22 protein-coding genes and 1 pseudogene are annotated in these 24,160 nt (G+C 43.0%); 10 read left to right on the top strand and 13 right to left on the bottom strand.

What is annotated here, in order from left to right; genetic code table 11:
• Nucleotides 1–309: pseudogene (locus RT034_RS01575) on the bottom strand (rod shape-determining protein RodA); the annotation flags it as partial.
• 335 nt (nt 310–644) lie between these two features.
• Here RT034_RS01575 and RT034_RS01570 point away from each other — a divergent pair.
• On the top strand, nt 645–1,583 hold the full coding sequence (locus RT034_RS01570) for a D-Ala-D-Ala carboxypeptidase family metallohydrolase (protein WP_313012840.1): 939 nt from the start codon (nt 645–647) through the stop codon (nt 1,581–1,583).
• Nucleotides 1,584–1,615: 32 nt separating this feature from the next.
• On the opposite strand, the gene RT034_RS01565 is transcribed toward RT034_RS01570, so the two are convergent.
• Entirely contained in the window at nt 1,616–3,100 is a 1,485-nt protein-coding gene (locus tag RT034_RS01565; RefSeq protein WP_313012837.1) for a M16 family metallopeptidase, read from the bottom strand.
• 82 nt (nt 3,101–3,182) lie between these two features.
• Nucleotides 3,183–4,697 (bottom strand): M16 family metallopeptidase, encoded by a 1,515-nt coding sequence (locus tag RT034_RS01560; RefSeq protein WP_313012834.1) that lies wholly within the window; start codon nt 4,695–4,697, stop codon nt 3,183–3,185.
• Between the two features lie 319 nt (nt 4,698–5,016).
• On the opposite strand from RT034_RS01560, the gene ftsY reads away from it, so the two are divergent.
• From ftsY to RT034_RS01545, 3 genes are read left to right on the top strand one after another with little or no spacing between them, the layout of a single operon-like run.
• Nucleotides 5,017–6,225, top strand: coding sequence for a signal recognition particle-docking protein FtsY (ftsY, locus tag RT034_RS01555; RefSeq protein ID WP_409566271.1), 1,209 nt, complete (start codon nt 5,017–5,019; stop codon nt 6,223–6,225).
• Nucleotides 6,226–6,228: 3 nt separating this feature from the next.
• Nucleotides 6,229–7,350 carry a DUF4268 domain-containing protein gene (locus RT034_RS01550; protein WP_313012832.1) on the top strand — a complete coding sequence of 374 codons (1,122 nt, stop codon included), beginning with the start codon at nt 6,229–6,231 and terminating at the stop codon, nt 7,348–7,350.
• Nucleotide 7,351: 1 nt separating this feature from the next.
• On the top strand, nt 7,352–7,876 hold the full coding sequence (locus RT034_RS01545; RefSeq protein ID WP_313012829.1) for a methylated-DNA--[protein]-cysteine S-methyltransferase: 525 nt from the start codon (nt 7,352–7,354) through the stop codon (nt 7,874–7,876).
• A 19-nt stretch (nt 7,877–7,895) separates the two neighbouring features.
• Here the strand turns inward: RT034_RS01545 and RT034_RS01540 are convergent, their stop codons facing one another.
• Nucleotides 7,896–10,559: an AAA family ATPase gene (locus RT034_RS01540; protein WP_313012826.1), complete on the bottom strand. Its 2,664-nt coding sequence runs from the start codon at nt 10,557–10,559 to the stop codon at nt 7,896–7,898.
• A gap of 291 nt (nt 10,560–10,850) precedes the next feature.
• Between RT034_RS01540 and glpK the strand changes: the two genes are divergently transcribed.
• The 3 genes from glpK to RT034_RS01525 all read left to right on the top strand — a co-directional run bounded on the left by glpK (nt 10,851) and on the right by RT034_RS01525 (nt 14,545).
• The gene (glpK, locus tag RT034_RS01535; protein ID WP_313012824.1) at nt 10,851–12,449 is read left to right on the top strand and encodes a glycerol kinase GlpK; all 1,599 of its coding nucleotides are present in this window, start codon (nt 10,851–10,853) and stop codon (nt 12,447–12,449) included.
• Nucleotides 12,450–12,821: 372 nt separating this feature from the next.
• Complete coding sequence (locus RT034_RS01530) at nt 12,822–13,835, top strand: endonuclease/exonuclease/phosphatase family protein (RefSeq protein WP_313012819.1); 1,014 nt, start codon at nt 12,822–12,824, stop codon at nt 13,833–13,835.
• A gap of 20 nt (nt 13,836–13,855) precedes the next feature.
• Nucleotides 13,856–14,545 carry a TetR/AcrR family transcriptional regulator gene (locus RT034_RS01525; protein WP_313012817.1) on the top strand — a complete coding sequence of 230 codons (690 nt, stop codon included), beginning with the start codon at nt 13,856–13,858 and terminating at the stop codon, nt 14,543–14,545.
• Nucleotides 14,546–14,644: 99 nt separating this feature from the next.
• On the opposite strand, the gene RT034_RS01520 is transcribed toward RT034_RS01525, so the two are convergent.
• Nucleotides 14,645–14,785: an entericidin A/B family lipoprotein gene (locus tag RT034_RS01520; protein ID WP_099807879.1), complete on the bottom strand. Its 141-nt coding sequence runs from the start codon at nt 14,783–14,785 to the stop codon at nt 14,645–14,647.
• Between the two features lie 290 nt (nt 14,786–15,075).
• Here RT034_RS01520 and RT034_RS01515 point away from each other — a divergent pair, with 290 nt between their 5' ends.
• Complete coding sequence (locus tag RT034_RS01515; RefSeq protein WP_313012812.1) at nt 15,076–15,600, top strand: tRNA (cytidine(34)-2'-O)-methyltransferase; 525 nt, start codon at nt 15,076–15,078, stop codon at nt 15,598–15,600.
• A gap of 9 nt (nt 15,601–15,609) precedes the next feature.
• On the opposite strand, the gene RT034_RS01510 is transcribed toward RT034_RS01515, so the two are convergent.
• From RT034_RS01510 to tusD, 3 genes are read right to left on the bottom strand one after another with little or no spacing between them, the layout of a single operon-like run.
• On the bottom strand, nt 15,610–15,930 hold the full coding sequence (locus RT034_RS01510) for a TusE/DsrC/DsvC family sulfur relay protein (protein WP_313012809.1): 321 nt from the start codon (nt 15,928–15,930) through the stop codon (nt 15,610–15,612).
• Nucleotides 15,931–15,935: 5 nt separating this feature from the next.
• Complete coding sequence (locus RT034_RS01505; protein ID WP_313012807.1) at nt 15,936–16,268, bottom strand: hypothetical protein; 333 nt, start codon at nt 16,266–16,268, stop codon at nt 15,936–15,938.
• A 30-nt stretch (nt 16,269–16,298) separates the two neighbouring features.
• Nucleotides 16,299–16,739 (bottom strand): sulfurtransferase complex subunit TusD, encoded by a 441-nt coding sequence (gene tusD / locus RT034_RS01500; RefSeq protein ID WP_409566282.1) that lies wholly within the window; start codon nt 16,737–16,739, stop codon nt 16,299–16,301.
• A gap of 385 nt (nt 16,740–17,124) precedes the next feature.
• On the opposite strand from tusD, the gene RT034_RS01495 reads away from it, so the two are divergent.
• A complete protein-coding gene (locus tag RT034_RS01495; RefSeq protein ID WP_313012802.1) occupies nt 17,125–18,573 on the top strand; it encodes a glycosyltransferase family 4 protein in 1,449 nt (482 codons plus the stop codon).
• Between the two features lie 135 nt (nt 18,574–18,708).
• Complete coding sequence (locus RT034_RS01490; RefSeq protein ID WP_313013297.1) at nt 18,709–19,305, top strand: phosphatase PAP2 family protein; 597 nt, start codon at nt 18,709–18,711, stop codon at nt 19,303–19,305.
• A gap of 32 nt (nt 19,306–19,337) precedes the next feature.
• Here RT034_RS01490 and RT034_RS01485 read toward each other — a convergent pair whose 3' ends face one another.
• The 5 genes from RT034_RS01485 to trpC form a co-directional block, all read right to left on the bottom strand.
• The gene (locus RT034_RS01485) at nt 19,338–20,138 is read right to left on the bottom strand and encodes a pseudouridine synthase (protein ID WP_313012800.1); all 801 of its coding nucleotides are present in this window, start codon (nt 20,136–20,138) and stop codon (nt 19,338–19,340) included.
• 70 nt (nt 20,139–20,208) lie between these two features.
• A complete protein-coding gene (locus RT034_RS01480; RefSeq protein WP_313012798.1) occupies nt 20,209–21,597 on the bottom strand; it encodes an APC family permease in 1,389 nt (462 codons plus the stop codon).
• Nucleotides 21,598–21,848: 251 nt separating this feature from the next.
• A complete protein-coding gene (locus tag RT034_RS01475; protein WP_060994906.1) occupies nt 21,849–22,574 on the bottom strand; it encodes a Smr/MutS family protein in 726 nt (241 codons plus the stop codon).
• 118 nt (nt 22,575–22,692) lie between these two features.
• A complete protein-coding gene (locus tag RT034_RS01470) occupies nt 22,693–23,253 on the bottom strand; it encodes a hypothetical protein (protein ID WP_313012795.1) in 561 nt (186 codons plus the stop codon).
• An 84-nt stretch (nt 23,254–23,337) separates the two neighbouring features.
• Nucleotides 23,338–24,150 carry an indole-3-glycerol phosphate synthase TrpC gene (trpC, locus tag RT034_RS01465; RefSeq protein ID WP_313012792.1) on the bottom strand — a complete coding sequence of 271 codons (813 nt, stop codon included), beginning with the start codon at nt 24,148–24,150 and terminating at the stop codon, nt 23,338–23,340.
• Nucleotides 24,151–24,160 lie beyond the last annotated feature (10 nt).

Here is a 24,160-nt window from a genome sequence, read left to right as displayed (position 1 = left end):
CAGTATCAGTAATCCCACGCCACCCACATAGAAAAACGGGGTAAAATCACGGTAAAGACTGGGCGGGATTTGCGCCATGACAATCATTACCACAAACGCGATGGTAAAACTAATGGTTTGACGGATGACCATTCCCATGTCTTGAGTAGAGGCACTGTATAAAATGGCTAAACCAAACAAAGCTGTGACAAACAATAGCATCAATAACCAAGGGTCTAAATGCACGCGCTGCCAAAAGGAGGGTAGACTGTCATTACCAAAGTGATGAGCTTGCCTAGAAAAACGGTACTGTCCAATCTTATCTACCATACACACCAAACATCAAATTAACCCGGTGACAATAAGTCTGTAAAAAGACACAAAAATAGGCTCAATAGTTTATATGGCTTAATGTGATTTTGGTAGTCTTAATAATGTAATAGTTTATAACACTTGTTTCATAAAAATAAGTCACTATATTAAGTGAGCTATTAATTAAGCTCAATTATGAAATGAACATAACTATTAAGTAAGTGAAAATTAAGTTAAGTGAAAATAATTATCAGGTAGGCATGATTACCTAAGCATATCAAGCCTAATTTTTTGACAGTTGCTCATAAGTCCGTGGTGTTTTTCCATTTTGACGAAACGTGAATAGGCAGTCCATGACACATCAAAACAAGACCAAAAATAAACCAAGCATTATCGAAGACAACGTGCAAACAGCCCAGTATGCCAATACCAAGAGTGCCAAGACTAAGAATATAAACACTACCAAGACTCAGAATACCAAAACCAAGATTTTGATAGGCATTGTTGGCTCAGGGATGATAATGACATTGCTTATCGCCTGTAATCATCCTGTCACACCCGTTGATAACCGAAAACCTACTACGACCATCGTTCGTCAAACCCATCCAAACCCTAAAAATCCCACTGTCACGCAGACTGACAATATGCGCGGTCTTATTCTAAACCGTCAAAACACAACCCGATCTACAACAGACTATCGCGCACTCAAAAATACCACACGATACAATAGTAACGTTGTCTATACCAATGATGCAGATTTTAAGGATTGGTTGGCTAGTCACAGCTACCAGCAATCAGAAGTGTTGGCGTATCAAAATTACTTGCAAAGCCAATTAGGCAGTATTCCGCCGATGGATCAGTTAATCACGAGTGCCAGAGATGCACGGCGCTGCGGTTTTGAGCCGTATGAAGTGCCGCCTGCGTCACTATGGCAAAATATCGTGCCCACCCTGCAAATGCTGCAGCAACTGCAAAAACAAGGTTATTTGCCGTATTCGACAGTGATACGCTCCGTGTATCGAAACCCTGCATTAAATGATTGTGCGGGCGGTGCGGGCGAGAGTAAGCACATGACCAATGGCGCAATTGATATTTGGATACCTGAAAACGAAGCCAACAAATGGGCGATAGAAAGTACCTTTGATGGGCTTTGCCAGTTTTGGCAGTCCAACGGGCAAAGCTATAATTTTGGACTTGGCTTGTATCCGACAGGCTCGGTGCATCTTGATACGCAAGGCTTTCGAAAATGGGGCGCAAGCCATAGCTCAAGCTCATCACCCTGCCGTTTTTAACCCTAACGCAACTGTTAAGCTGTTTACATTGGCTATTTAGCGATTTTTGTTGCGGTTTTTGTTGTGTTTGGCGTGGCGTTCCCAACCGTCACAATCAAAAACTTGTTAGGGTCAATGAGGTCTTTATAGCTTTGATTGACAGCGTGAAGGTCGGTGCGCTGCACGCGCGTCACGTACTCGGTCAAGTAACTATCTGGCAGCTGATAAAACCCCATCATACCAACTGTAGCATTCATGGCGGCATTGCTAGCAAAGCTGGTGGGGAAACTGTTGATTAGACTGTCTTTGGTTAAAGCCAATTCGTTTGGCGTTACCCCTTTTTCTAGCGTATTTTTGATGACTTGCTTGGTCGCCTCAATTGCTTCTTGCGACTTTTGGTTACGGGTAGAAAAACTAATGGTATAACTACCTTGGGCAAGCATCGGCGTGGTGCTGCTATAGATACCATAGGTGAGCCCGCGTTTTTTACGGATATCTTCCATCAATCTGGCTTGAAAATTGCCGCCCCCGACGATTTCATCGGCAATGGCAAAGTTGGTTTGATGCTGCAAGCCTAAACCATCCACCACGCGTTTTTGACCCAATTGCCCCATCAATACGGTGGTTTGGGTGCTATCAAATGGGATATGAATCGTTTTAGCGGCGCTCAAAGGTTTGGCATCGGCAAGCTTTGGGGCAGCTGTGCCAACGGGCATTTGAGCGGTTAGCTGATTGGCAAGCGCCCGCGCGCGCTCAATACTGATATCGCCTGTAATGGCAATATTTGCATTCTTCGCCACCAAAAACTGCTGGCTAAAAGCTTTGAGATGGTTGGCATTAATTTTGGCAATGCTGTCTTCTGTGCCTTGGGTGGGGTGGGCGTAGGGATGATTGCCATAAAGCGCCGCAGCAAAGGCTTTGCTTGCGATGCTATCGGGGTCTTCTTTGGCTTGTTGCAGGCTGATTAGATACTGGGCTTTGGTACGTTCAAAATTTTTGTTTGGAAACGTAGGCTGGGTCATCATATCGCTCATTAAACCAAGCGCAGGGGATAAACGCGCTTCATCGGATAGACTGCGCAAACTCACAATAAACATGTCTTTATAAGCACGGGCAGATAAATCAATCCCAAGCTGCTCACTGGTCTCGGCAATCTCATCTTCGCTTTGATGGCGTGTGCCCTGATCCAGCATATTTGCGGTCAGACTGGCAATCCCAAAACCGCCTTTTTTAATGGCTTCATCACGAGCTGAGCCTGCATTAAAATACACACTGACATCCACAATCGGTAAATTGTGGGTTTGTACCAAAGCGACTGGGGTACCCGAATCTGTCGTAAAGTGGATGATATTTGGTAAGGTCACTTTTAACGGTGCCGTGGTTTTTAGGCTGGTTAATTTGTCTAAAGCGGCAATGGGTGCAGTGGGGTCAACATTGCCACTACTGTGAGCATCGCTATGGGTGGCAGGTTGTGCATGGCCCCCTTGCGTGGCAATGGTGGTCATTAGTAATAAGATTTTAGCTAAATGTGGTTTCATTTTTTTTCTCAACATTCTAAGGATGGTCTGACAGCAATGAGGGCAAGTCAAGTCAGGATAAGTTAAGTTACTGGTTTTATAGTTATTTATTGGGTTTTTTTGCTTTTACCACATTGAGCACGGTTAAATTGTCGTTAACCAAATATTTGCTAGCGGCAGCGTGTAAGTCACTTTCTGTGATGCTATCTAAGGTTTTGGGTAGGTTAAACACCATCCGATCATCAAGCCCAATGCTGTTTAGACTGCCAATCATCTGCGCTTGTCCGCTGATACTATCTTGGCTATAAATCAAACTGGTCATGGTGTTGGTTTTGGCACGGGTCAGTTCACTTTGTGCAATCGGTTGGTTTTTAAGCGCGTCAATCTCATCAATGATTGCTTGTTTGGCTTGGGCAAGCGTAACGCCATCTCGCGGGGTGGCTTGGATTAAAAATAGCCCATCGCCCCGACTAAAGGCACTGTAACCACTGCCGACTGAGGCTAGTAGCTGTTTTTCCCGTACTAGGCGTTTTTCTAGGCGTGCAGATAAACCGCCATCGAGTACATCGGCTAGTAGCGATAGACTATAGGCGGTTTTGGGGTCTTTTGCTGTGGTAAGCGTGGGCACGTTAAACGCCATCATGACCATAGGCACTTGCACGGGCAATTGGGTGGTTTTTTCTTGATAACCACGAAAGCCTGGCTGTATCACACTGGGGCGCTTTGGCAGGGTTTGTGGTTTTTTATCGGCAAAGTATTTTTTGACTTCATTGATAGCCTCTGTTGGTTTGACATCGCCCACGATTACTAAGGTCGCATTGTTGGGCGCATACCATGTTTTATACCAATCAGTTAGGTCTTTTAATCCAATGGATTCGATTTCTGCCATGGGACCAATGACCGATTCCCCTTTGGGACTATTAGGGTAAGCCATTTTGCTAAACTGCTCATAGGCGAGAGCGTTTGGGTTGTCATCGGTCCGCTGGCGGCGCTCTTCCATCACCACTTGGCGCTCAGCGGTAAAGTCATTGTCCTTTAGCTGTAAATGGGTCATCCGATCGGCTTCAAGCTCTAGGGCGAGCGCTAAGCGATTGGCAGGGAAAATTTCATAATATGCGGTGTAGTCATAGCTGGTAAAGGCATTATTGCTACCGCCAAATTTGGCAATAAGGCGTTCAAAATCTGCTGAGGACACGTTTTTTGTCCCCTTAAACATCATATGCTCAAGCAAATGCGACATACCGCCTAAATGAGTAGGTTCATCAGTTGCACCCACGCGATACCATACTTGGCTTATCACCACAGGGGAGCGGTGATCTTCTTTGATTATCACCTTTAAGCCATTATCCAGCGTATATTCATGGCGCGTTGCTGCCCTATCGCTGTCAAAATCTGTGGGGCTCGGCGTTTGCTGGGTTGTGTCAGTTACCGCGTTAGCAGTTGGATGCGCGTTAATAGGCGTATTGGCTAAAGTCGGGGTGGTTTTGGTCGGCATGGTTTTGGCTGCGATGGTCTGCGCAGTGCTGCAACCTGATACACAGAGCGTATAAGTCAAGGCGGCAGCAAGGAGGGTAAGGTTAAAAAATGTAGGCTTTGACACAGTGTTTCGGTTTAACATAGTTTCTCTTTAACTTTTAATCTTTAATCTGGTTTTTTGATTGTGGGGCAATGGGGTTTGCAGGCATTATAAAAGATAAACCATGATAACGGATGTTGGCATTGATTGCTATTTGAAAGCCCATTGCACGATTAAATCTGAATAAATACGAGCTGCAAATTTTTAGCGCAACAAGCTGTAAACGGACAGTTTTTTCCCATACCACACATCCTATGGGTTTAAGGGATTGACAGCATGTTTATTTCAAACTGCGAACAAACACTGTTATAATTTTATACATCTCAATATTTTAATGACAAATTTAACCATAGGCGATGATATGAGTAGCAACCAATTTAATAACAATGCTTCTAATAAGGTGGTAATTAATTTTAATAACCAACCGACTAATTTTGATGATGCTACGATGCCCAATCTGCCTGTACAAGATGTGCCAATTATTGAAACGCCGCGTATCGCTGAAGCCGCCCAAACGTCAACGCTGCAAACACCTGCGCCACCCCAATCTGTGTCACCAATGCCGCAAAGCCAACACCAAAGTCAGCCTGCACCCATACAGCCGCCTGCCAATACGGCTGCGCCAAGCGCAGAACCTGAACAAAAAGGCGGCTGGTTTAGCCGCATGAAGCAAGGCTTGTCAAAAAGTCGTAAAAATTTGACCGAAGGCTTAACCAATATTTTGATTGGGGGTAAAGAAATTGATGATGAACTACTTGAAGAAGTCGAAGACCAGCTGTTGGTCGCTGACATTGGGGTGAATGCCACCAATCGCATCATCAAAAACTTGACCGAAGCCACAGCCCGCGGTGATTTGATTTATTCTCATTCACTGTATAAAGCGCTACAAAAAGAACTCACCGATATCTTGACACCCAAAGTTGCACCGCTGGTGGTGGATGCTAGCACAAAACCGTTTGTCATATTGGTCGTTGGGGTCAATGGCGTGGGTAAAACCACCACCATCGGTAAACTTGCCAAACGTCTGCAAGGTGAAGGAAAATCAGTGATGTTAGCAGCGGGCGATACGTTCCGTGCGGCAGCCACCGAGCAATTGCAAGTTTGGGGGGAGCGCAATAATATCCCTGTTGTCGCCCAAGGTCATGGCTCAGACAGTGCTTCGGTGATTTTTGACGCCATTCAATCTGCCAAAGCCCGTGGCATTGACGTGCTGATTGCCGACACTGCAGGGCGTCTGCAAAATAAAACCAATTTGATGGAAGAGCTGAAAAAAGTGATTCGCGTCATGCAAAAAGCCGATCCGACAGCGCCGCATGAATCCATGATAGTGCTCGACGCCGGTACAGGACAAAATGCCCTAAATCAAGTAGAAATCTTCAATGAAGCAGTGCCACTGACAGGCGTGACCGTCACCAAATTAGATGGCACGGCAAAAGGCGGCGTGGTATTTAATATCGCTGAAAATACCAATGTGCCGATTCGTTTTATTGGCGTGGGTGAAAAAATTGATGATTTGCGCCCATTTCAAGCCGATGATTTTGTCAAAGCCCTGTTTGAAAAAGATGAGTAACTCATGTATCACTTAAATATTGCTAATAAGCAGATGACTAATATTGATAAAATTCAATTTAGTGAAGTGGGTTTTAGAGAGCGCCAAGATTTGCAAGAATGGATTGTGAGCAATCCAGAATGTCTTGGCGAGCCATTATTAATTATTCAAAAAGAATTTAACGGGTTTGACAATACGTCTGAAAGATTAGATTTATTGGCGTTAGATAAAAGTGGTAATTTAGTCATTATTGAAAATAAAACGGATAGTTCTGGTAAAGATGTTGTATGGCAGTCTGTGAAATATGCATCTTATTGCTCTCGACTTACAGATGAGAAAATCATAAATATGTTTGCTGACTATCTTAGAAAATATGATAGCCAAAACTCTGATGATTATATTGCAAGCGCTAAACAAAAAATAAATGAATTTCTTAGCGATAGCACAGAAGATGATATTGGATTAAATCCCAATGAAACTTCGCAACGAATCATTTTAGTCGCTGCTGAATTCCGTCAAGAAGTAACATCAGCTGTATTATGGCTGATGAATTTTGGTATTAATATCCGTTGTATAAAATGCCAACTTTTTAAATTTAATAATGACTTTTTCTTTGATACTCAGCAAATTATTCCTGTACCCGAAGTTGAAAGCTTTATGATAGATATTGCGGAGAAAAAACAAGAAGACATTCAAATCAAAAATAATAAACAAAGCGTACTAATAAGTTTTTGGTCGCAATTTATCAATGCGACTTTATCAAATGCTGAAAATTTATATGCTAATAGGACACCAAGTAAAGATAATTGGTTAGGTACTAAATTAGGAAATGGTGTCGGAATAAGTGTTGTAATTACAAAGGAATCTGTAAAAATTAGAGTTGAAATAAAAGGTAATAATAAAGAAGACACTTTAAAAATATTCGACTATTTATATCAGCATAAAGAAGAAATCGAATCAAAATTTCAATATCCTGTTAATTGGGAGCGTTGTCCTGAAACTGTATATAGTTTTATAATTATCACAAACGAAGCAGTTGGATATTCAGACAAGTCTGAATGGCGGGGTGCAAATGAATTTTTGATTGAAGAAAGTTATAAAATGCAGAAAATTCTTAAATCACTTCTAGATAAATTTGTCTTATAAAATGCTTACCACAAACTACCAACTATCAATCAAATTACCAACAATTACCCTTGTCGCACATAAAGGTTGTCTTATCGCGCTTGATTGGCAAACCCAAAAAATCCTACAACAATTAACTGCACAAGCGCACTATATACAAAGCAAAGATTTGGCTGACTCAGTAGATGACGATGCCAAAGTCTTACGAAATACCATCAGTCAACTTGACGAATATATTAATGGACAGCGACAAGTATTTGATATGCCCATCGCACTCTACACAGGCACACCCTTTCAGCAAAAAGTATGGCAAGCATTACGACAAATCCCTTACGGTCAAACAATCAGCTATGCACAGCTTGCCAAACAAGTGGATAATCCCAAAGGCTTTCGCGCAGTCGCGCAGGCCAATGGCCGCAACCCACTAAGTCTCATTATTCCTTGCCATCGCGTGATTGCCAGCGATGGCAAATTGGGCGGTTATACCGGTGGGGTTGAGATTAAGCAAACATTGCTTGATATAGAGCAAGCAAGTTATCAGCGATAAACAATAACCCAATGAGGCGTTATTCTTTGTCATCTGCGTCTTTTTCTTCCCAAGTTTCTAAGCGTTCATAAATACGACCATAAACGGTATTTTTACGATATTTGCCTTTTTTGGTCATCTCATCTGGCGCCAGACCCGTCAATAGATACATGGCTTCATTGACATGCTCTACGGCATAGATGGTAAATTTACCTGCCGTCACGCTATCGATGATATCTTGACGCAGCATCAATTGCGCCAAATTGGCTTTGGGCACAATCACCCCTTGCTTGCCCGTCAAGCCTTGCTCGACACACGCATCATAAAACCCGGCGATTTTGGCATTGACGCCGCCGACCGCTTGGACTTGACCAAATTGGTTCATCGAGCCAGTCACCGCAAAGCTTTGATTAATCGGGGTTTGCGATAGGGCAGACAGTAGTGCGCAAGTTTCGGCTACTGTCGCGCTATCGCCATCAATACCGCCATAACTTTGTTCAAAAGCCAGCGATGCGGTAAAGTTGAGCGTGTGGTCTTCTGCAAACAGTGCTTTTAGGTAACTGCTCATAATCAGCACACCTTTGGCATGGATAGAGCCGCCTAAATCCACATCGCGCTCGATATCAACAATATCGGCGTGCGCGGCACTGTGATGCACTGACGCTGTCAATCGCGCAGGCATACCAAATTCACTATCTGCGTAGCTGATGACCGTTAGCGCATTGATTTGACCAATCGCTTTGCCTTGGGTGCTAATCAGCTGTTGCCCTTTTTCTAGTTCTTGCCAGAACAATTGCCGTAAATAACCCGAGCGATGGCGAATATCCTCAATGGCTTGGCGGACATGGCTAGCGGTCACTGTGTTTTCAGGGGTAAGCTCTGATTGATTGATGAGCGCATGACGATTGGCTTCGAGTAAGAGCTGCGCCAATCTGTCCCCATGTAGGCTTAACTCATGCTGGTCTTCTGCTTGCTCACTAAGATAATCTAATAAACATGCCAACGCGGTGTTATCAAACGTTAGCAATTGGTATTTGCTTATCATATCGGCAATTTTGGCAGTCATCGCTTGTTCATTGGCGTGACTGCGTACCACGCGATCATGAAAATCTGCACGGATTTTGAATACGGCATTAAATTCAGGCTCAAAATCTAGCAGGTCATAATACAAGTCTGGCTCACCGAGTAAAATAACTTTGACATCAAGCTTAATCGGTTGTGGTTCAAGGCTAATACTGCCTGTTAGTGTCAGCATTTGCTCAAGGCTCGACATCTTGATTTGGCGGCTTTGCAGCGCGCGTTTGAGACCTTGCCACGCATACGGATATTCAAGCAAATTAGTTGCTTCAAGCACCAAATAACCGCCATTCGCACGGTGCAGTGAACCGGCGCGAATCAGACTGACATCTGTTGACACAGTACCCAAATGGGTAATTTGCTCGACATGCCCGAGTAAATTTAAATGGGTGGGTAAGTCTTCAAACACAATCGGTGCGCCTTGATCGGGCGCATGGCTTGCAATCACATTGACAAAATAGCGCGCTGGCAATGGCGAGAAATGGCTGGGCAAAAACTCTTCATCATCTTCATTGATGATTCGTTCTACATGATTGACGATATCGTCATGCACGTCTTGCAAATACTTACGAACCTTTGGTAAGTCTTGATACTTGTCAAATAACGGCTCCATCAATGGTTTTAAGGTACGCCGAGTCAATGAGTGGTGTAGCGCTTGCAGGGTCTGATTGGCTTCATCTTCAATTTGCTCAAGCTCAACGGTCAGTTGGCTCAAGCGTTTTTGCATATGGTTCTTATCTTGATAATTGGCAACATACGGCGATTTTGGGGTTAAGCCAAAGCTGGCTTGATTGGTTGCACTTGAGGTGTTATTAGAGGCGCTAGTTGTGGTGCTAGACGTTTGATTGGCTTTAAGTGGTAAAACTGGTGCTTTACCACTGGATTTTTGGCGACCCAATTTATTAGCAGGTTTGATTGATAAATAACTATCGCTTGGCTCGATATCATTGTAACTGTCATTGTCATTGCCATCGGCTCGGTTGTCACTAAAATCAGATTTGATAAAAATCGGTTTATTGTCCGAAGGTCGCAGCGCCAATGCAAGTGAATATTGTTTGCCTTCTTCATGCAGCGCATGATAGACCTGTTCTTCACGAAGGCTAATTTCATTCTTTATGGCTTCTACCTTACTTTGATAGTGCTCACTGCGAAAACGCTGATTGAGCTGACGTTTGGTGGTTAGCCAAAAGGTTTTGACATCTTCCGCTAATTGCTTGCCCATGCCAGCAGGCAGGTCAAGCGCAATCGGGGTGCGCGCATCAACAAAATTATGCACATACACCCAGTCATTGGGCGTGGGTTTTTGTTTGGCGTGAGCTTGTAGCAGGCGAGTGATTAAGGTGCGTTTGCCCAGTCCGTTTTCGCCTGCAGCAAAGATATGATAACCATTGGCATTGATATCAAGCGCAGTGGCAATCGCTTTACAGGCGCGCTCTTGCCCAAAGCCAATCTCAAGCGTTTTGGTATGGTGGCTATCTTTTGGCAAGGTCGCTGGGTCGGTATAACGGCGCAAGTGCGAGATTGCAACAGGCTGTAAATTGTCAGATTTGATGGTATCGGTAATGATAGAAGAGAATTTTGAAGTCACAGGGGTAGTACGAACAGATTTTGCAAGGGTATTTTTCATAAAACAAGTTTCATCAACGCATTAAAAAGCGGTAGTGGAAAAGATAAACAATGATAGTGACAGTGCTTAGGGTCTGAAATCTAAGGTTTAGAGTCACTTGTAGTTAACAGATAGGTTTTGGTAAGTAGTAATAAAGTATCAGTATGATGTGGTTTTTTGTTGATAAAATCAATGGCTATTTTTTCGCGAATCGTTGCCTTAAGGTTTCAGCCGCAGTAATATAAAAGTTGATGGGCAAGTATTTGCTAAGATAACATATTGACGCTTAACATAATCGTTTGAGACAACAACATGGCTAAAACAGAAAACGGATTTATTTTAGCGCTGGATCAGGGCACTACCTCAAGCCGCAGTATCATCTTTGATAACCAATTAACACCCATCGCCATCGCCCAAAAGCCGCTGGGTATCATCACCCCAAAAGCCGGGTTTATCGAGCAAAATGCCAACGACATCTGGCAAACCCAAATTAGTACCGCCCAAGAAGTGATTGCCAAAGCAGGATTATTGTCGACAGATATTTCAGCCATCGGTATCACCAACCAACGTGAGACCACCATAATTTGGCATAAAAAGACGGGTAAGCCTGTCGCACCCGCCATTGTATGGCAAGATAGACGTACCCATCAGTGGTGTAGAGACTGGCGTGATAAAGGCTTTGATGCCAAAATCCAGCAAATTACCGGATTACGTATAGATCCCTATTTTAGTGCCAGCAAAATCGTATGGCTGTTAAACCAAAACCCTAAGCTTCGCCAACAAGCGCTAGCAGGTGAGTTGGCTTTTGGTACCGTGGATAGTTGGCTACTGTTTAACATGACAGGCGAGCATAGCATTGATATCACCAACGCCTCACGCACCATGCTGATGTCTTTGCAAACAGGCGACTGGTCTGATGAATTATTGGATTTATTTGATATTCCCAAAACCATGTTACCTACCATCAAGCCATCAGATGGCGATTTTGGGGTCACCAAACAAGGGATGTTTGGCAAACAAATCCCAGTCACGGCAGTGCTAGGCGATCAGCAAGCGGCATTGTATGGGCAGGGCTGTAACCGGGCAGGCATGGCAAAATCCACCTATGGCACGGGCTGTTTTTTGTTAATGAATACCGGCGATAAACCCTGTGTTAGTCATCAGCAATTACTCACCACCGTTGCTTGGCAAACCACAGAGGCGAATCATACTCGTCAACCTAACCGGCATGAACCCTCAGGTAAATTGCCCAACTTATTAAAACCTCTACAAAATTTACAACGAAATAAAAAAACAAGCGTCACGCAAACACAATATGCGCTTGAAGGCAGTGTGTTTATGGCGGGTGCCATCGTGCAGTGGCTACGCGATAACTTAGGTATGATAGCGCGCAGTGAGGACATTGAAACCTTGGCGGCGCAAGTACCGGATAGCCAAGGAGTGACCCTTATTCCTGCCTTTACCGGACTTGGCGCACCTTACTGGCGAGCAGATGCTACCGCAAGACTTATCGGGCTGACACGCGGCACTACCAAAGCGCACATCGCTAGAGCCGCCTTAGAAGCGATTGCGCTGCAAGCTTATGATGTGTTAATCGCCATGCAAAAAGATAGCCCGGTACCACTGCACGAACTGCGCGTGGATGGGGGTGCTGCCAATAACAATATCTTAATGCAATTTCAAGCCGATATACTCAATGTCCCTGTGCTGCGACCGACGACCACAGAGAGTACCGCAAAAGGGGTAGCATTATTGGCAGGGCAAGCGGTGGGGCTATATGATGACACTAGCATCGGTGAAAGTTGGCAGCTAGACCGTATCTTTGAGCCTAAGATGGCCTTGTCTGAGCGCCAAGCCATCGTGGAGCGTTGGCAGTTTTATATTAATCAACTATTAAACGAACAAAATTAAAACAAGAAAACCATTAACATGGCACAAAAACTAAAAGTAATGTAAAAACAAATAGTTAACTGTACGAAAAATTTTTTTAAAGACTCGACACGAGAGAGATTTTCGTTAGCAATTAAGTGCATTAAGTAAAAAAAAGCACTTTATTTACCTAATTTTTAAACCCTGCTTAAAAATATCAGCAAATTTTGGCTAGAAATAGTGATTTTTTGTGTAGAAATTGAATAAAAAAATGTATAATGCTTCAAAATTTGACACTGTGTCGACAGTGATAAAATTTACTATGATAAAAGTTACGAAGATGAAAGTCAGGAAATTTTTTGGACAATGTTGCTACAAGCAAGCAGGGATAACTGGTAACTAAACATTAAGGATATGACAGTGGACAATCAATTTGTTATCGCTACGGCAAATCTACTTAACTTTGCACTGCCCAATCGGGTTTTTTATCGAAACCAAGACGTGTATACGCCGCAGCAATATCAACAAAAGATTGATGGACTTGCCCCCATTTTTCGTCAATTGCAAGCTGATATCATTGGTTGCCAAGAAATTTGGGATGAGCAAGCACTCATTGACTTATGTCATGCAGCTGGTCTCAATGACTATCATGTCACTGTGCCACTAGCCAGTAATCAGCCAGATAGTCCATTAACCCAAGGACGAGGCGCGATTGGTACCCCGAGCGTAGGTTTGGTATCGCGTTTTGAGATTATTAACACCCAATTGCTCACGCAGATGCCTGCGATTGCGTTGTTAGAGGTACCTGATGTTGGGCTTTATCAACAATTTAATCGTCCCCCGCTGATTGCTGACATCAGATTGCCAAATGGCATGGTGGTCACCGTGATTGTGGCGCATCTAAAAAGTAAACGCCCTGAGTTTTTAGAAAACGCGCAAGGCGAGCCGTTAGAAGATCGCAATGATCCGCTAATTCGAGTCCGCGCCAAGCTACGCAGTCTTTGTATGCGGGCAGCGGAAGCGGCAGGCATTCGCCAAGTGGTTATTGAAAAACTGTCGCACAACAACCATCCGCTGATTTTGTTAGGGGATATGAATGATGTGATGCAGAGTGTCACTTGTCAGCTTTTAAGCGAATCGGGCGAAGTATTTTATGATAAGTCGATGCGGGATATCGTACTGTATGATGCCTCTACGATACAAAGTCGTATGCACTGGCTTAAAGATGTGGCGTACACCCATATCCACCAAGGTATGCCAGAAGTGCTTGACCAGATTTTGGTATCTGAACAATTTTTAGCTGATAGTAAATTTAACATCGGTGAAGTATTACAAGTTGATTATTTTAATGATCATCTCAAATTTATTGTAGAACAACGCCCAACCGATCATGGATTGGTACGGGCACAAATTAAACTTTATTCATAATCAGTCGATAGAGAGGAAATATGTCAAGCGCTTATGATGAAAAAATTGAGGATGTATTGGTGGACTCTGAGCTCGCTCGCCGCTTGGTTCCTAACAAATTCAAGTTCACTAGCCAGCAAGGTCGTTTGCGTCGCCAAAAATTATTAGCCGCTGCCAAAGAGTTGAGCGCGACCCGACCTGTCAGTGAGATTAGTTTGGCGGATGTGTGTGAACGAGCGGACATTCCTAGAGCCTCAGCCTATCACTTCTTCCCAAACGTTGAAGCGATTTTTTTGGCATTACGTTTTTTAAATGCGATAGAAATCTTTAACAAGCTTGAAAAAGTCGATGCCAAACAATTTAGTCGCTGGCAGGCTTATATCACCACAGTGATTGAGACAGGTGTTGATATTATTCAATCCGATTTAACGGTTGCCCGTTTGATTTATGAGACCAATACCCCAGATTTTGAGGGCAATGCCTTTGGCAGTGAAATCGAAAAAAGCCTCGCCCAAATGGTGTATGATAAGTTGTCTGAGCATTATAAAATGCCGGCTTTAGAAACCATTTATCAGCAATTGTTAGTCGCGTACGGTATTATCAATGGTATTTTTATTTTAGCTTATCGCTCAGAAAAAGAAATCACCGATGCCTATCGCCAAGAAGCGATTACAGCGGTGATTGCTTATCTACGCTGTTATCTACCTGAAAATTTGCCAAAAAACAGCTAATTTTATAACCTACTAGGGTTATAACCGATAGCCAATAAAATAGGCAATAAAAAACCCATCAGCGAGATGGGTTTTTTTACTTAAACAGAGAATCTACGATTAGATTTTGTTTTCAGTTTTTTGTGCGGTAGTGGTTACTGCGTCACCTGTTTTTGATACGTCTTTACCAAAACCTTTGACTGTATTACAGCCTGTGACAGCAAACATAACAGCGATTGATGCAGCAATTAATTTTTTCATTTTAAATTTCCTCAGATATATCCATTATTTTTTAACAGTTTTTAGCTACCAGATTAAATCATGCGACTTTATTGATTCATAGAAGATTGGTTCATAGAAGTTAAAATAAAGTAAAACATGCTTGGTAGAGTCATGGTAATGCAGGTTAGTCTAACGTCGCTATAGCGTTAATGTAACCAAAACTATCAAGTTGTAAAAAAAACTTAAATTTACGCAATAAGTATAGGTTTTTTGTAAATTGATCGTCGCATTTAGCGCTTTTTTATTTCAATCTGGTTAAGGATGTCGATATGATTCATGTGGTATTAGTTGAACCCAAAATGCCAAGCAACACAGGCAATATTATTCGGTTATGCGCCAATACGGGCGCAACGCTACATTTGGTTGAGCCACTAGGGTTTGAGTTAGAAGATAAAAAATTACGCCGAGCAGGGCTCGATTATCATGAATGGGCAAATATCAAAGTACATGCCAATTGGCAGGATGCACAGCACAGTCTAAGCCAAAGTGGGGTACAAAGAATTGTTGCCTTGACCACCAAGCTTAGCAAACCTTTATATGATGAAGATTTTACGCAACTGGCAAATATCGCTTTGGTATTTGGGTCAGAAACGGCGGGATTACCCGAGCCAATTCGTGCGGCAATTGGGCAAGACAACTGGTTGCGTTTGCCTATGTTGCCGATCTCTCGCAGTTTGAATTTGTCTAACAGCGTGGCAATTACCTTATTTGAAGTTTGGCGTCAGCAGGGATTTGGCGGTGATAACGGTCACAGTATCGGTTATGACAATCTCGTCCCTTATGACCCAAAATAACCGCAAAATTTATAAGCAATTTGCAGGTTTGGGCAACCCGGCAATGCGGTTGACATGACGCGCGACAAGACCCGTATTAAACATGGCTTGCAGTTTGGCGTTATCAACCGCCAATGAGGGTAATTGCTTAGATAAAAACTTGATTAAAGGACGGGTCGTCGGTGGATGGCTATACAAGTCATAATATTGACGTACCGCGTCTATGATTTGATAGTGCTCAGGGGTTAACGTGACATCCAGCGTGTTCGCCAATTGTTGCGCGATATCTGGTGACCATGTTTGATGAGCTATCAAATGACCGTCTTGGTCAAGGTCGGGAAGTTGGGTCATAGTATTTATAAGTCAAAAGTGGTATCAAAATGAGGCGCTGTGGTTGGCTTTAGCGATACTTGAGCACACCAATCAAAGTCTACTGATAGGTTCGTTTGCCACGCTTTGAATCTATCAAAATCCGCTAGCGCTAGCCAAGCGGGCGGCATATCATACATATCAAGGGATGCCAGCATATGGGCAAGCTTGCCCGTAGGCTCGTCAAGTAGTAAGTTTAGCATGCCATGACCGATAGTCAGCTGAATTTGGTGGTCAAACGCTGCCAGCGCAAACGCCATTGATAAGGCTTCATGACAAAGCAAAAACGTGTCAGTGTGAATATTAATGACAATTTTCATAGTAAATCGCTATCGCTAAACCCATCCCAATTAAAACTGATAAACCGTTTTTGCACTGTGCAGATGCATGGCTAATTCACCCAAACCGACCAATTCAAAGCCATCTGCTAAATTGTCACCTTGTAGCTGATGTCTAGTCGCATTGTCAGCATCTGTCACCCCGCGAGCCAAAGCGGCACTTACACACACTTGAATGGTTAAATCATGACTTATAGCAAAGTGTTGCCAATTTTTTGCCAGATTTTCGATATCATCTGGCAGCCAAATTAATCGGTTGGCCAACATCACCGCATCACTATATAAGAAAATTTTAAAATCGGTAGTAGTTAACGGGTTTTGCTCATCGGCTGTTTTACCATCGTTTGCCCATAGCGATTGGGCACATTCAAGCGCTCGTTTGGTAAGCGGATGACTAGGGGCATGTGTCATCAGCATCACAATCGGTGTATCCAACGTCGAAGTATTGGGCATAGCGGTATTATTCGATGTATTTATCAAATCAGTCATTTAACCATCTATAAGGCATTAATCTATAAAGCTGCAATATGCTCGCTATTTTAGCAAAATCGATCCCTATTTGCGATAGTTGCGATACTTGTAATAGCTGCGATAGGTGTGACAGTTGTAATAGGTGCGATGCAATTGTCATCAAACTGTTATCAAATTGACATGAGGTTGTCAATGGCGGCTTATAAGCTTAACCCATACAAAGGATTGATTTAATTTACCGAAACGGCTTTTGTAGTCAAACAAAGCAGTCGGTTGTAATGGTTGATAACATACTATGAGTGACAACACTGTAAACACTAATTTGTACCAGGCTTCGTCTGACACTCAGACGATGTCAGCAAATCACATGAATCTCTCAACTCAAGTTGCAGGCACACCTTTTCATGACAATAGGCCATTATTGCATATCGCTTTGGTGACTGAAACTTGGCTGCCGGATATCAATGGGGTAGCCTCAAGCGTTTATCAAATCATGCGCGAACTCAAATCGATGGGGCATCGCATCACTTTGATTCGCCCCAAACAAAGCGATGAAGTCGAACAACATACCCTAACGACAGGGCTTAACACGGCGGCTGTTACCACGGATTTGCAAGTGCCAAGTTTGCCCATTCCCTATTACCCGCATCTGCGCATGGGGCTACCTTGTTACCGATTTTTAACGAAGCAGCTGCGCAAGCTTCGTCCTGATATCGTGCATATCGTGACGGAAGGTCCTTTGGGGCTTGCAGCGCTGATTGCTGGCAAACAGCAAAGCATTAAAGTCTCTTCAGGTTATCACACCGCGTTTCATGATTTTAGCCGATATTTTGGCTGGAAAGTTGTATCACTACCTTTGCTTGCGTATATGAAGCGTTTTCACAACCATTGCAATGCCACGTGTATTCCAAGCCAGACCACCCAACATCAGCTTGCTGAATTTGGTTTCAAGCATTTGTACCAAGTGGGTCGTGGCGTTGATACAGCGCGCTATGCACCGAGCAAACGTAGCCAAGCATTACGGCAAAGTTGGGGCGTGGGCGAGGGTACCACAGTGTTAATGTGTGTGAGCCGTGTTTCCCCTGAAAAAGGTATGGATACCGTCATTAAAAGCTTCAAAGCGCTACAATTACAGCAGCTGCATCGTCATGTCAAATTAGTGATTGTCGGTGATGGACCATACAAAGAAGCGCTCGTTAAACGGCATGCCAATGATACAAGCATTATTTTTGCAGGCTTTAAAACAGGCGAGGCGTTGGCAAGTTATTATGCCAGTGCCGATGCTTTTGTATTTGCTAGTCAAGTAGAAACTTTCGGTAATGTCGTCACCGAAGCGATGGCATCGGGTTTGCCAATTTTTGCCTATCATGACGCGGCTGCGGCGCTGTTGGTGGATGATAGTTGTGGTAAAACCGTACCGCTTGGGCAAGAACAACGCTTTATAGAGATGATCAGTGAATTACCCAAACAACAACAGCTTGATCAGATGCGACTAGCTGCGCGACACAAGGTAGCTGCTTTTTCTTGGCAAAAACCTGCCCAAGAAATGTTGACCATGTTTTATGAGGTGCTATCAATCCAAACCAATACCCTAATAGCTAGCCCAGTGACATCAGCCATTTTGCCTTCTCAAGCAATAGCTCAACATCCGCGAGCAGATTCAACAATCGCCCCCACACCTCAGCCAGTTCCGCCGACTGTCGGGGCAAAAAAACAGCCACGATATAGTCATTCACCCCAAAATAGTCACTCAACTCAAAATAGTCACCCAACCCCAAGACCCGCTGAATCTGCCGCGTTTTTTTCCAAAACGTGATGTTCAAATAGGCAAAAAAAGGATGGCGCCATGAATCAATCCATGAATCAACCCATAAAAAAATCCAAACTGTTACTTGCCAATTCAGAATTCACCTGTACCTCTGTTAGCCCTGTCGAAGACTTACCCAATTTAATGCGCAATTATTATCAGTTTTTGCACAGTAAACCTAAACTATATCATTTGCAAAAACGCGTGCTGCAATGGGATACTCGCTTATGTTTACGGGTAAATTTGCTGTCGCAATTGAAGTTTTTTGCGCAGTTTTTCAAAACCATCAGCCGCTTAGGCGATGGTTGGTTTTGGGCGCTATCGACGGTAGTGATGTTAGTAGCGTTACTATTACAAGGACTGGTCGCTAGTATCGTCGCTATGAAAGTGTGTGCGGTATTACTCAGCAGTTTTTGTGGTTATTTGCTGTATAAGTATCTAAAAGTGCACACAGTACGTCCACGCCCTTACCAAGTACACCAGACCATTACTTTAGGTGAACGGCCTTTAGATGTATTTAGTTTTCCATCAGGGCATACGCTGCAAGCAGTATTGTTTACCACCATGATAGGGCATCAAGTGCCGATGATGTTATGGGTGTTGCTGCCATTTACGATGCTGGTGGCATTATCGCGCTTGGTGCTAGGGTTACATTATCCCACTGATGTGCTGGTGGGTGCAGGCATTGGCGCAACATTTGCGACCCTCGGTAGCAAAGTGAGTGATTACTTGGTTGCGTAAAGGATGTCGCCAAATAATGATATCGCTATCTATCAAGGCAAATGAAAGCCAAACTGCGCACACATTGTTAACCAATCTGTATTCATAGGCGCAGTGATATCAACACGGCGATTGTCGGTCAGTCTATGAAAAGCCAACGTATGCGCATGTAACATTAATCGATGCACGCCGATATGTTGACGGATGGCGCGATTTTGGTGATGATCGCCATAACTGGTATCGCCAATAATCGGATGAAACACATGCTTCATATGGCGACGTAGTTGGTGTTTTCGTCCGGTAATGGGCGTCAATCTAGCCAGGCTAAAACGTGAAGTGGGGTAGCGTGCGCGCGCTTGAAACGGCTGCTCAGTTGTTGCCAAGCATTGCCAGTGCGTTTGCGCAGGTTGCAGTAAGGTTAATTCTGTAGGGTTTCTAAGGGATTCAGCCAACATTTCTGTCGAACTAACTTTTCTTTGTTGCAGTGCCTGCAAACTTGGTTTATCGCCAATTTTATCCAAAATTTGTGTGAGTGGGTAATCAATCAGCCCAGATGTCTGATCATTCACTGTCAAAAACCCGCGCACGATGGCTAAGTAAGATTTTTGCACTTGCCTGTTTTCAAATTGCTCACACAGTTGCCGCGCTGATTCGCTTGATAAGCCAAAAAGTAATACGCCAGAGGTTGGTCGGTCTAAGCGATGAATCGGGTAAACGTATTGTCCCAACTGGTCGCGCAGGGTCTGCATCACAAACTCGGTTTCATGACGGTCAAGCCAGCTTCGATGGACGAGCATACCCGCAGGCTTATTGACTGCCACACAGTGTTCATCTTGATATAAAATTTCTAACATGCCGTTTCCCCAAAAGCCACAGACATAAAAAAGGTCAGAATCGTATCTGACCTTTTCACCACCTTAACCATTATTCATGTTCATTGTGCATCGGTGGATGACGCTTAAAGCCACCGGTTTTAAATGCCAAGTAGATTATACCGATTACTGCCCAGCTTAAACCCATTTTGATGGCGATAGGCTCACTTTCTTTCCACATCAGCGCAACACTGATAAAGCCCAACAGCGGCACAATCAAATACATAAATAAATCATAGGCACTGTGGTAGCGTTTTTCACGGATGATGTAGGTCGCAATCACGGATAAGTTAACAAAACTAAAGGCCGTCAACGCCCCAAAACTAATCAAATGCGCGATGACATCAAACTCAATAAAACCCGCGGTTAATGCAATTATACCCGCGATATAGATGTTGTAGGTTGGGGTCAAGTATTTTGGATGAATATGACCAAAAATACGTTTATTAATGACCCCATCACGCCCCATTACATACATCAAACGAGAGACACCGGCATGCGCAGAAATACCTGACGCCATCACCGTAACAATTGCAAAGCCCAATACGGCGGCTTGAAACGCAGAACCACCGACCAACATCAAAATATCTGGCTGGGTAGCAGCCACATCTGGGAAATATTTGTCAGGGGTTTGTGGGAAATAAATCTGCATAAAGTAAGTGCTAATGATAAACACAATACCTGCAATCAATGCGGTCAAGAAAATTGCTTTTGGTAGGGTTTTTTGCACATCTTTGGTTTCTTCTGCCAATGAGCTTAGAGAGTCAAAGCCTGTGAAAGAGAAACATAAAATCGTTGCACCACTGATAAGTGCCGTCATGTTGGCAATATCACTCCAAAACGGCTTTAAGCTCCATAATTGGTAAGCTGCATCATTGATGGTGCCGTCCGCATTGGTGCCCGCCATCAATTTGCTATACACCAACCACGTAAATACACCAATAATCAATAGCTGAATAAACACAATCCAACTATTAAAATAAGCCACGACTTTGGAGCCATGCACGTTAATCCAGGTCATAAATCCCGTCAGAATAAATACCCAAATCCATTTGTTGACATCAGGAAACAGCGCTTCAAGATAAATCACCGCTAGGATAATATTCACTAAAGGTGACAATAAATAATCCAACCAAGAAGACCAACCCACCATAAACCCGACATTGGGATGAATCGATTTTTGCGCATAGGTATATGCCGAACCCGCCGAAGGATAACGACGAATCATGCTACCGTAACTTAGCGAGGTAAGCAAAATAGCAATCAATGCAATAATATAAGATGTTGGAACGTGCTGATGACTGGCTTCAGAAACCAAGCCAAAGGTATCAAATACGGTCATGGGCTGAATATACGCCAAACCAATAATGATAATGTGCCAGAGTGCCAATTGACGTTGCAATTTAGCGGGCGAATTAGTCGCAGTGGTGGTATTGTTCAAAGTTACCTTTCTCCTATACCCAGTGGTGTTAAAAACAGTCAGCTGTCAAAAGTCAAATGGTCGCTGTTTTTAGCCAGTTGAGAGTAGATTAATGCAGAGCATTTAATCCATGAAAAAAAAGAGCCTATTATAAACAAAAACTAAGAATAAACTATTAACAATTAAAAAATCCTGTTAAAAAAATCATGCATGGATTGTTCTATGCATGATTTCGTAAAATTTAACCTATAGTCAGAATAGCAGTACAATGGTTATTGGTCGCGATTGGCTTTTTCACGTTTTTTGAGTAATACCAACACTGCACCATTGCCACCTTGTGCCGCAGGCGCTGAGCAAAAAGCAAGCACTTCAGGAATCTGACGCAACCAGCCATTGACGCAAGTTTTTAAGATACTATCAATGCCTTTGCCATGAATGATTTTCACGCAATTTTCATTGTTTTTTTGAGCCTGTAAAATCAACTGACTCATGGCTTCACGGGCCTCTTCAATGGTGGCACCGTGTAAATCTACGGCATCATACCAGCGAATCTTGCCTTGTTTGAGATCATTAAACACTTTGTTTTGTAGCGTTGCGGTTTTATAACTTAAATAAGCATCGCCAGAGACGGGGTTGAGCAGCGCTTGCATATCAGACAATACATGCCCGCTATCATCGTCACCACCGACTGCCGCCGCGCGTTTGGCTAGCGTCGTCGCATCAAGCTTATTGCCAGCGTTGTTTTTATCCGCCAAGTTTTTATCTTTGATTGGCTGCACGCCTGACATGGCTTGCATAAATAGCAATTTATCATCATCAAGATGTTCGCTATTATATTTTTTAACTTGTTTGGCGACTTGTTGCTTGCTCAATAAGCCCACGGTTTCAGTCGGTTTGCCGTTTTCATCGGTTTCTTTAGTTTGGCTGCGACCTTTACCCAGTTCGGTTTTAAGCTGCTTTAACTGGTCTTGCATTTCTTTAGAAAATAAATTTGCCATTTTAGATCTCGAAAAAATGGATATTATAGCAAATTCATAAGGTTTTATCGTTATTTTGTAGGATGCGCTTTTACATGGTTCAGGTTAATATTTTAAATGGTGAGTGGAACGCACACTGCTACTTCTTAATTGAATCTAGGGGATAAATAAATTTATAAAAAATTAAAAAAGAAATTATAAGATTTATTAGCGAAATAAAGCTTCTACCTATATTCATCTTTAAAAAGTTTTTCTTTGTGTCTTTATAGCTTTTTATATATTTTCCATCTACATTTATCGACACTAGTTGAGGTATTGGGTTATGGAAGCCAAAAAAATCAGTTTGATAATACCAACCAAATATTGCTTTTTTTCCAATATAATCTTCTATATATTTTTTACTAATACACACTGATGTACTGGGAGTAGAATAAGCAGAATAGCTGCAACCAAACACTTGATTTTCTTTTGTATTATTTACATTATCCAAAATAAGTAATAATCTTTTACTTCTACCGTCTTGCTGATAGTTGTAATTAATAGTTCCCTCGCTATAAAGTATCTCTGCTTTATTTGGGAAGTCTCGTCCTTTCCATGGCAAAATAGTATTAAAAAGAATAAAAAGCACGAATAATAAATATCCTATTAAATAAATTTTTTGCGAAAGAGTCCTTGGATTTAATAATTCATTTAGCAACATCTTTTTTATAATTTTCAAATAGTAGTAACATGCGTTCTAAGCACCCATAGCATGCTAAATTTATGTTAGTGCCTAAAAATCATCTTATAAACTCTCTAATAATAACTTTGCTAAAGCACTACCTGCATCACCCGTTTTCATAAACTGCTCACCAATCAAAAACGCATGGATGTCATAGCCCAGCATCAATTTTACATCCTCTGCCGAATGAATCCCGCTTTCTGTCACCAATAAGCTATCTTGTGGAAACAGTGTTTTTAGGCGTAGGGTAGTGTCCAAACTCACATCAAAGTTATGTAGATTGCGATTATTAACCCCATACACGTTTTGGCGATGGGCTGGCAAGCGTAACGCACGTTCCACTTCTATTTCATCATGACACTCAATGAGTACACTCATGCCAAGCTTTAACGCCAATTCATGCAGCTCAGCGACTTGCGCATCCGATAAACACGCCATAATCAGCAAAATACAATCTGCCCCAAGCGCACGTGATTGCAAAATGTGATATGGCTCAATCATAAAATCTTTGCGTAGCACAGGTAGGCTTACCGCTTGGCGCACTTGCAATAAATACTCATCCGAGCCTTGGAAGTAGTCGGTATCCGTCAATACCGATAGGCAAGCGGCACCCGCTTGTTCATAGCCGACTGCGGTGGTGACAGCATCGAAATTAGGGGCGATGATGCCTTTGGATGGCGAGGCTTTTTTGACTTCGGCAATGACACGGATACCCGCTTTGCGCAAACTGCCGGCAAAATCACGGATGTCATCGCGGTTCGTTGCCGCAATTTGCTCAAGGTCATGCCAAGATTGTTGTTGTTTGGCTCTGACTAGTTCTTGACGTTTGGTGTCGACAATTTTTTGTAATACCGAGGGGACTGCTTGATGAGGCATGGTTTTTCCA

Source organism: Moraxella sp. CTOTU48841, assembly GCF_032061225.1.
In the GTDB taxonomy this organism is placed as follows: Bacteria; Pseudomonadota; Gammaproteobacteria; order Pseudomonadales; family Moraxellaceae; genus Faucicola; species Faucicola cinerea.
The sequence above is the reverse complement of the archived record's forward strand: the minus strand, read 5'-3'. Positions and strand labels throughout refer to the sequence as shown.

Excerpts from the sequence above, each read along its gene's own strand:
- RT034_RS01470 (WP_313012795.1), bottom strand. The coding sequence starts at position 23,253 with ATGTTGCTAAATGAATTATTAAATCCAAGGACTCTTTCGCAAAAAATT.
- glpK (WP_313012824.1), top strand. The coding sequence starts at position 10,851 with ATGGCTAAAACAGAAAACGGATTTATTTTAGCGCTGGATCAGGGCACT.
- tusD (WP_409566282.1), bottom strand. The coding sequence starts at position 16,739 with ATGCCCAATACTTCGACGTTGGATACACCGATTGTGATGCTGATGACA.
- RT034_RS01485 (WP_313012800.1), bottom strand. The coding sequence starts at position 20,138 with ATGTTAGAAATTTTATATCAAGATGAACACTGTGTGGCAGTCAATAAG.
- RT034_RS01530 (WP_313012819.1), top strand. The coding sequence starts at position 12,822 with ATGACAGTGGACAATCAATTTGTTATCGCTACGGCAAATCTACTTAAC.
- RT034_RS01475 (WP_060994906.1), bottom strand. The coding sequence starts at position 22,574 with ATGGCAAATTTATTTTCTAAAGAAATGCAAGACCAGTTAAAGCAGCTT.
- RT034_RS01515 (WP_313012812.1), top strand. The coding sequence starts at position 15,076 with ATGATTCATGTGGTATTAGTTGAACCCAAAATGCCAAGCAACACAGGC.
- RT034_RS01525 (WP_313012817.1), top strand. The coding sequence starts at position 13,856 with ATGTCAAGCGCTTATGATGAAAAAATTGAGGATGTATTGGTGGACTCT.
- RT034_RS01560 (WP_313012834.1), bottom strand. The coding sequence starts at position 4,697 with ATGTTAAACCGAAACACTGTGTCAAAGCCTACATTTTTTAACCTTACC.
- ftsY (WP_409566271.1), top strand. The coding sequence starts at position 5,017 with ATGAGTAGCAACCAATTTAATAACAATGCTTCTAATAAGGTGGTAATT.
- RT034_RS01490 (WP_313013297.1), top strand. The coding sequence starts at position 18,709 with ATGCGCAATTATTATCAGTTTTTGCACAGTAAACCTAAACTATATCAT.
- RT034_RS01540 (WP_313012826.1), bottom strand. The coding sequence starts at position 10,559 with ATGAAAAATACCCTTGCAAAATCTGTTCGTACTACCCCTGTGACTTCA.
- trpC (WP_313012792.1), bottom strand. The coding sequence starts at position 24,150 with ATGCCTCATCAAGCAGTCCCCTCGGTATTACAAAAAATTGTCGACACC.
- RT034_RS01545 (WP_313012829.1), top strand. The coding sequence starts at position 7,352 with ATGCTTACCACAAACTACCAACTATCAATCAAATTACCAACAATTACC.
- RT034_RS01550 (WP_313012832.1), top strand. The coding sequence starts at position 6,229 with ATGTATCACTTAAATATTGCTAATAAGCAGATGACTAATATTGATAAA.
- RT034_RS01520 (WP_099807879.1), bottom strand. The coding sequence starts at position 14,785 with ATGAAAAAATTAATTGCTGCATCAATCGCTGTTATGTTTGCTGTCACA.
- RT034_RS01510 (WP_313012809.1), bottom strand. The coding sequence starts at position 15,930 with ATGACCCAACTTCCCGACCTTGACCAAGACGGTCATTTGATAGCTCAT.
- RT034_RS01505 (WP_313012807.1), bottom strand. The coding sequence starts at position 16,268 with ATGAAAATTGTCATTAATATTCACACTGACACGTTTTTGCTTTGTCAT.
- RT034_RS01570 (WP_313012840.1), top strand. The coding sequence starts at position 645 with ATGACACATCAAAACAAGACCAAAAATAAACCAAGCATTATCGAAGAC.
- RT034_RS01495 (WP_313012802.1), top strand. The coding sequence starts at position 17,125 with ATGAATCTCTCAACTCAAGTTGCAGGCACACCTTTTCATGACAATAGG.
- RT034_RS01565 (WP_313012837.1), bottom strand. The coding sequence starts at position 3,100 with ATGAAACCACATTTAGCTAAAATCTTATTACTAATGACCACCATTGCC.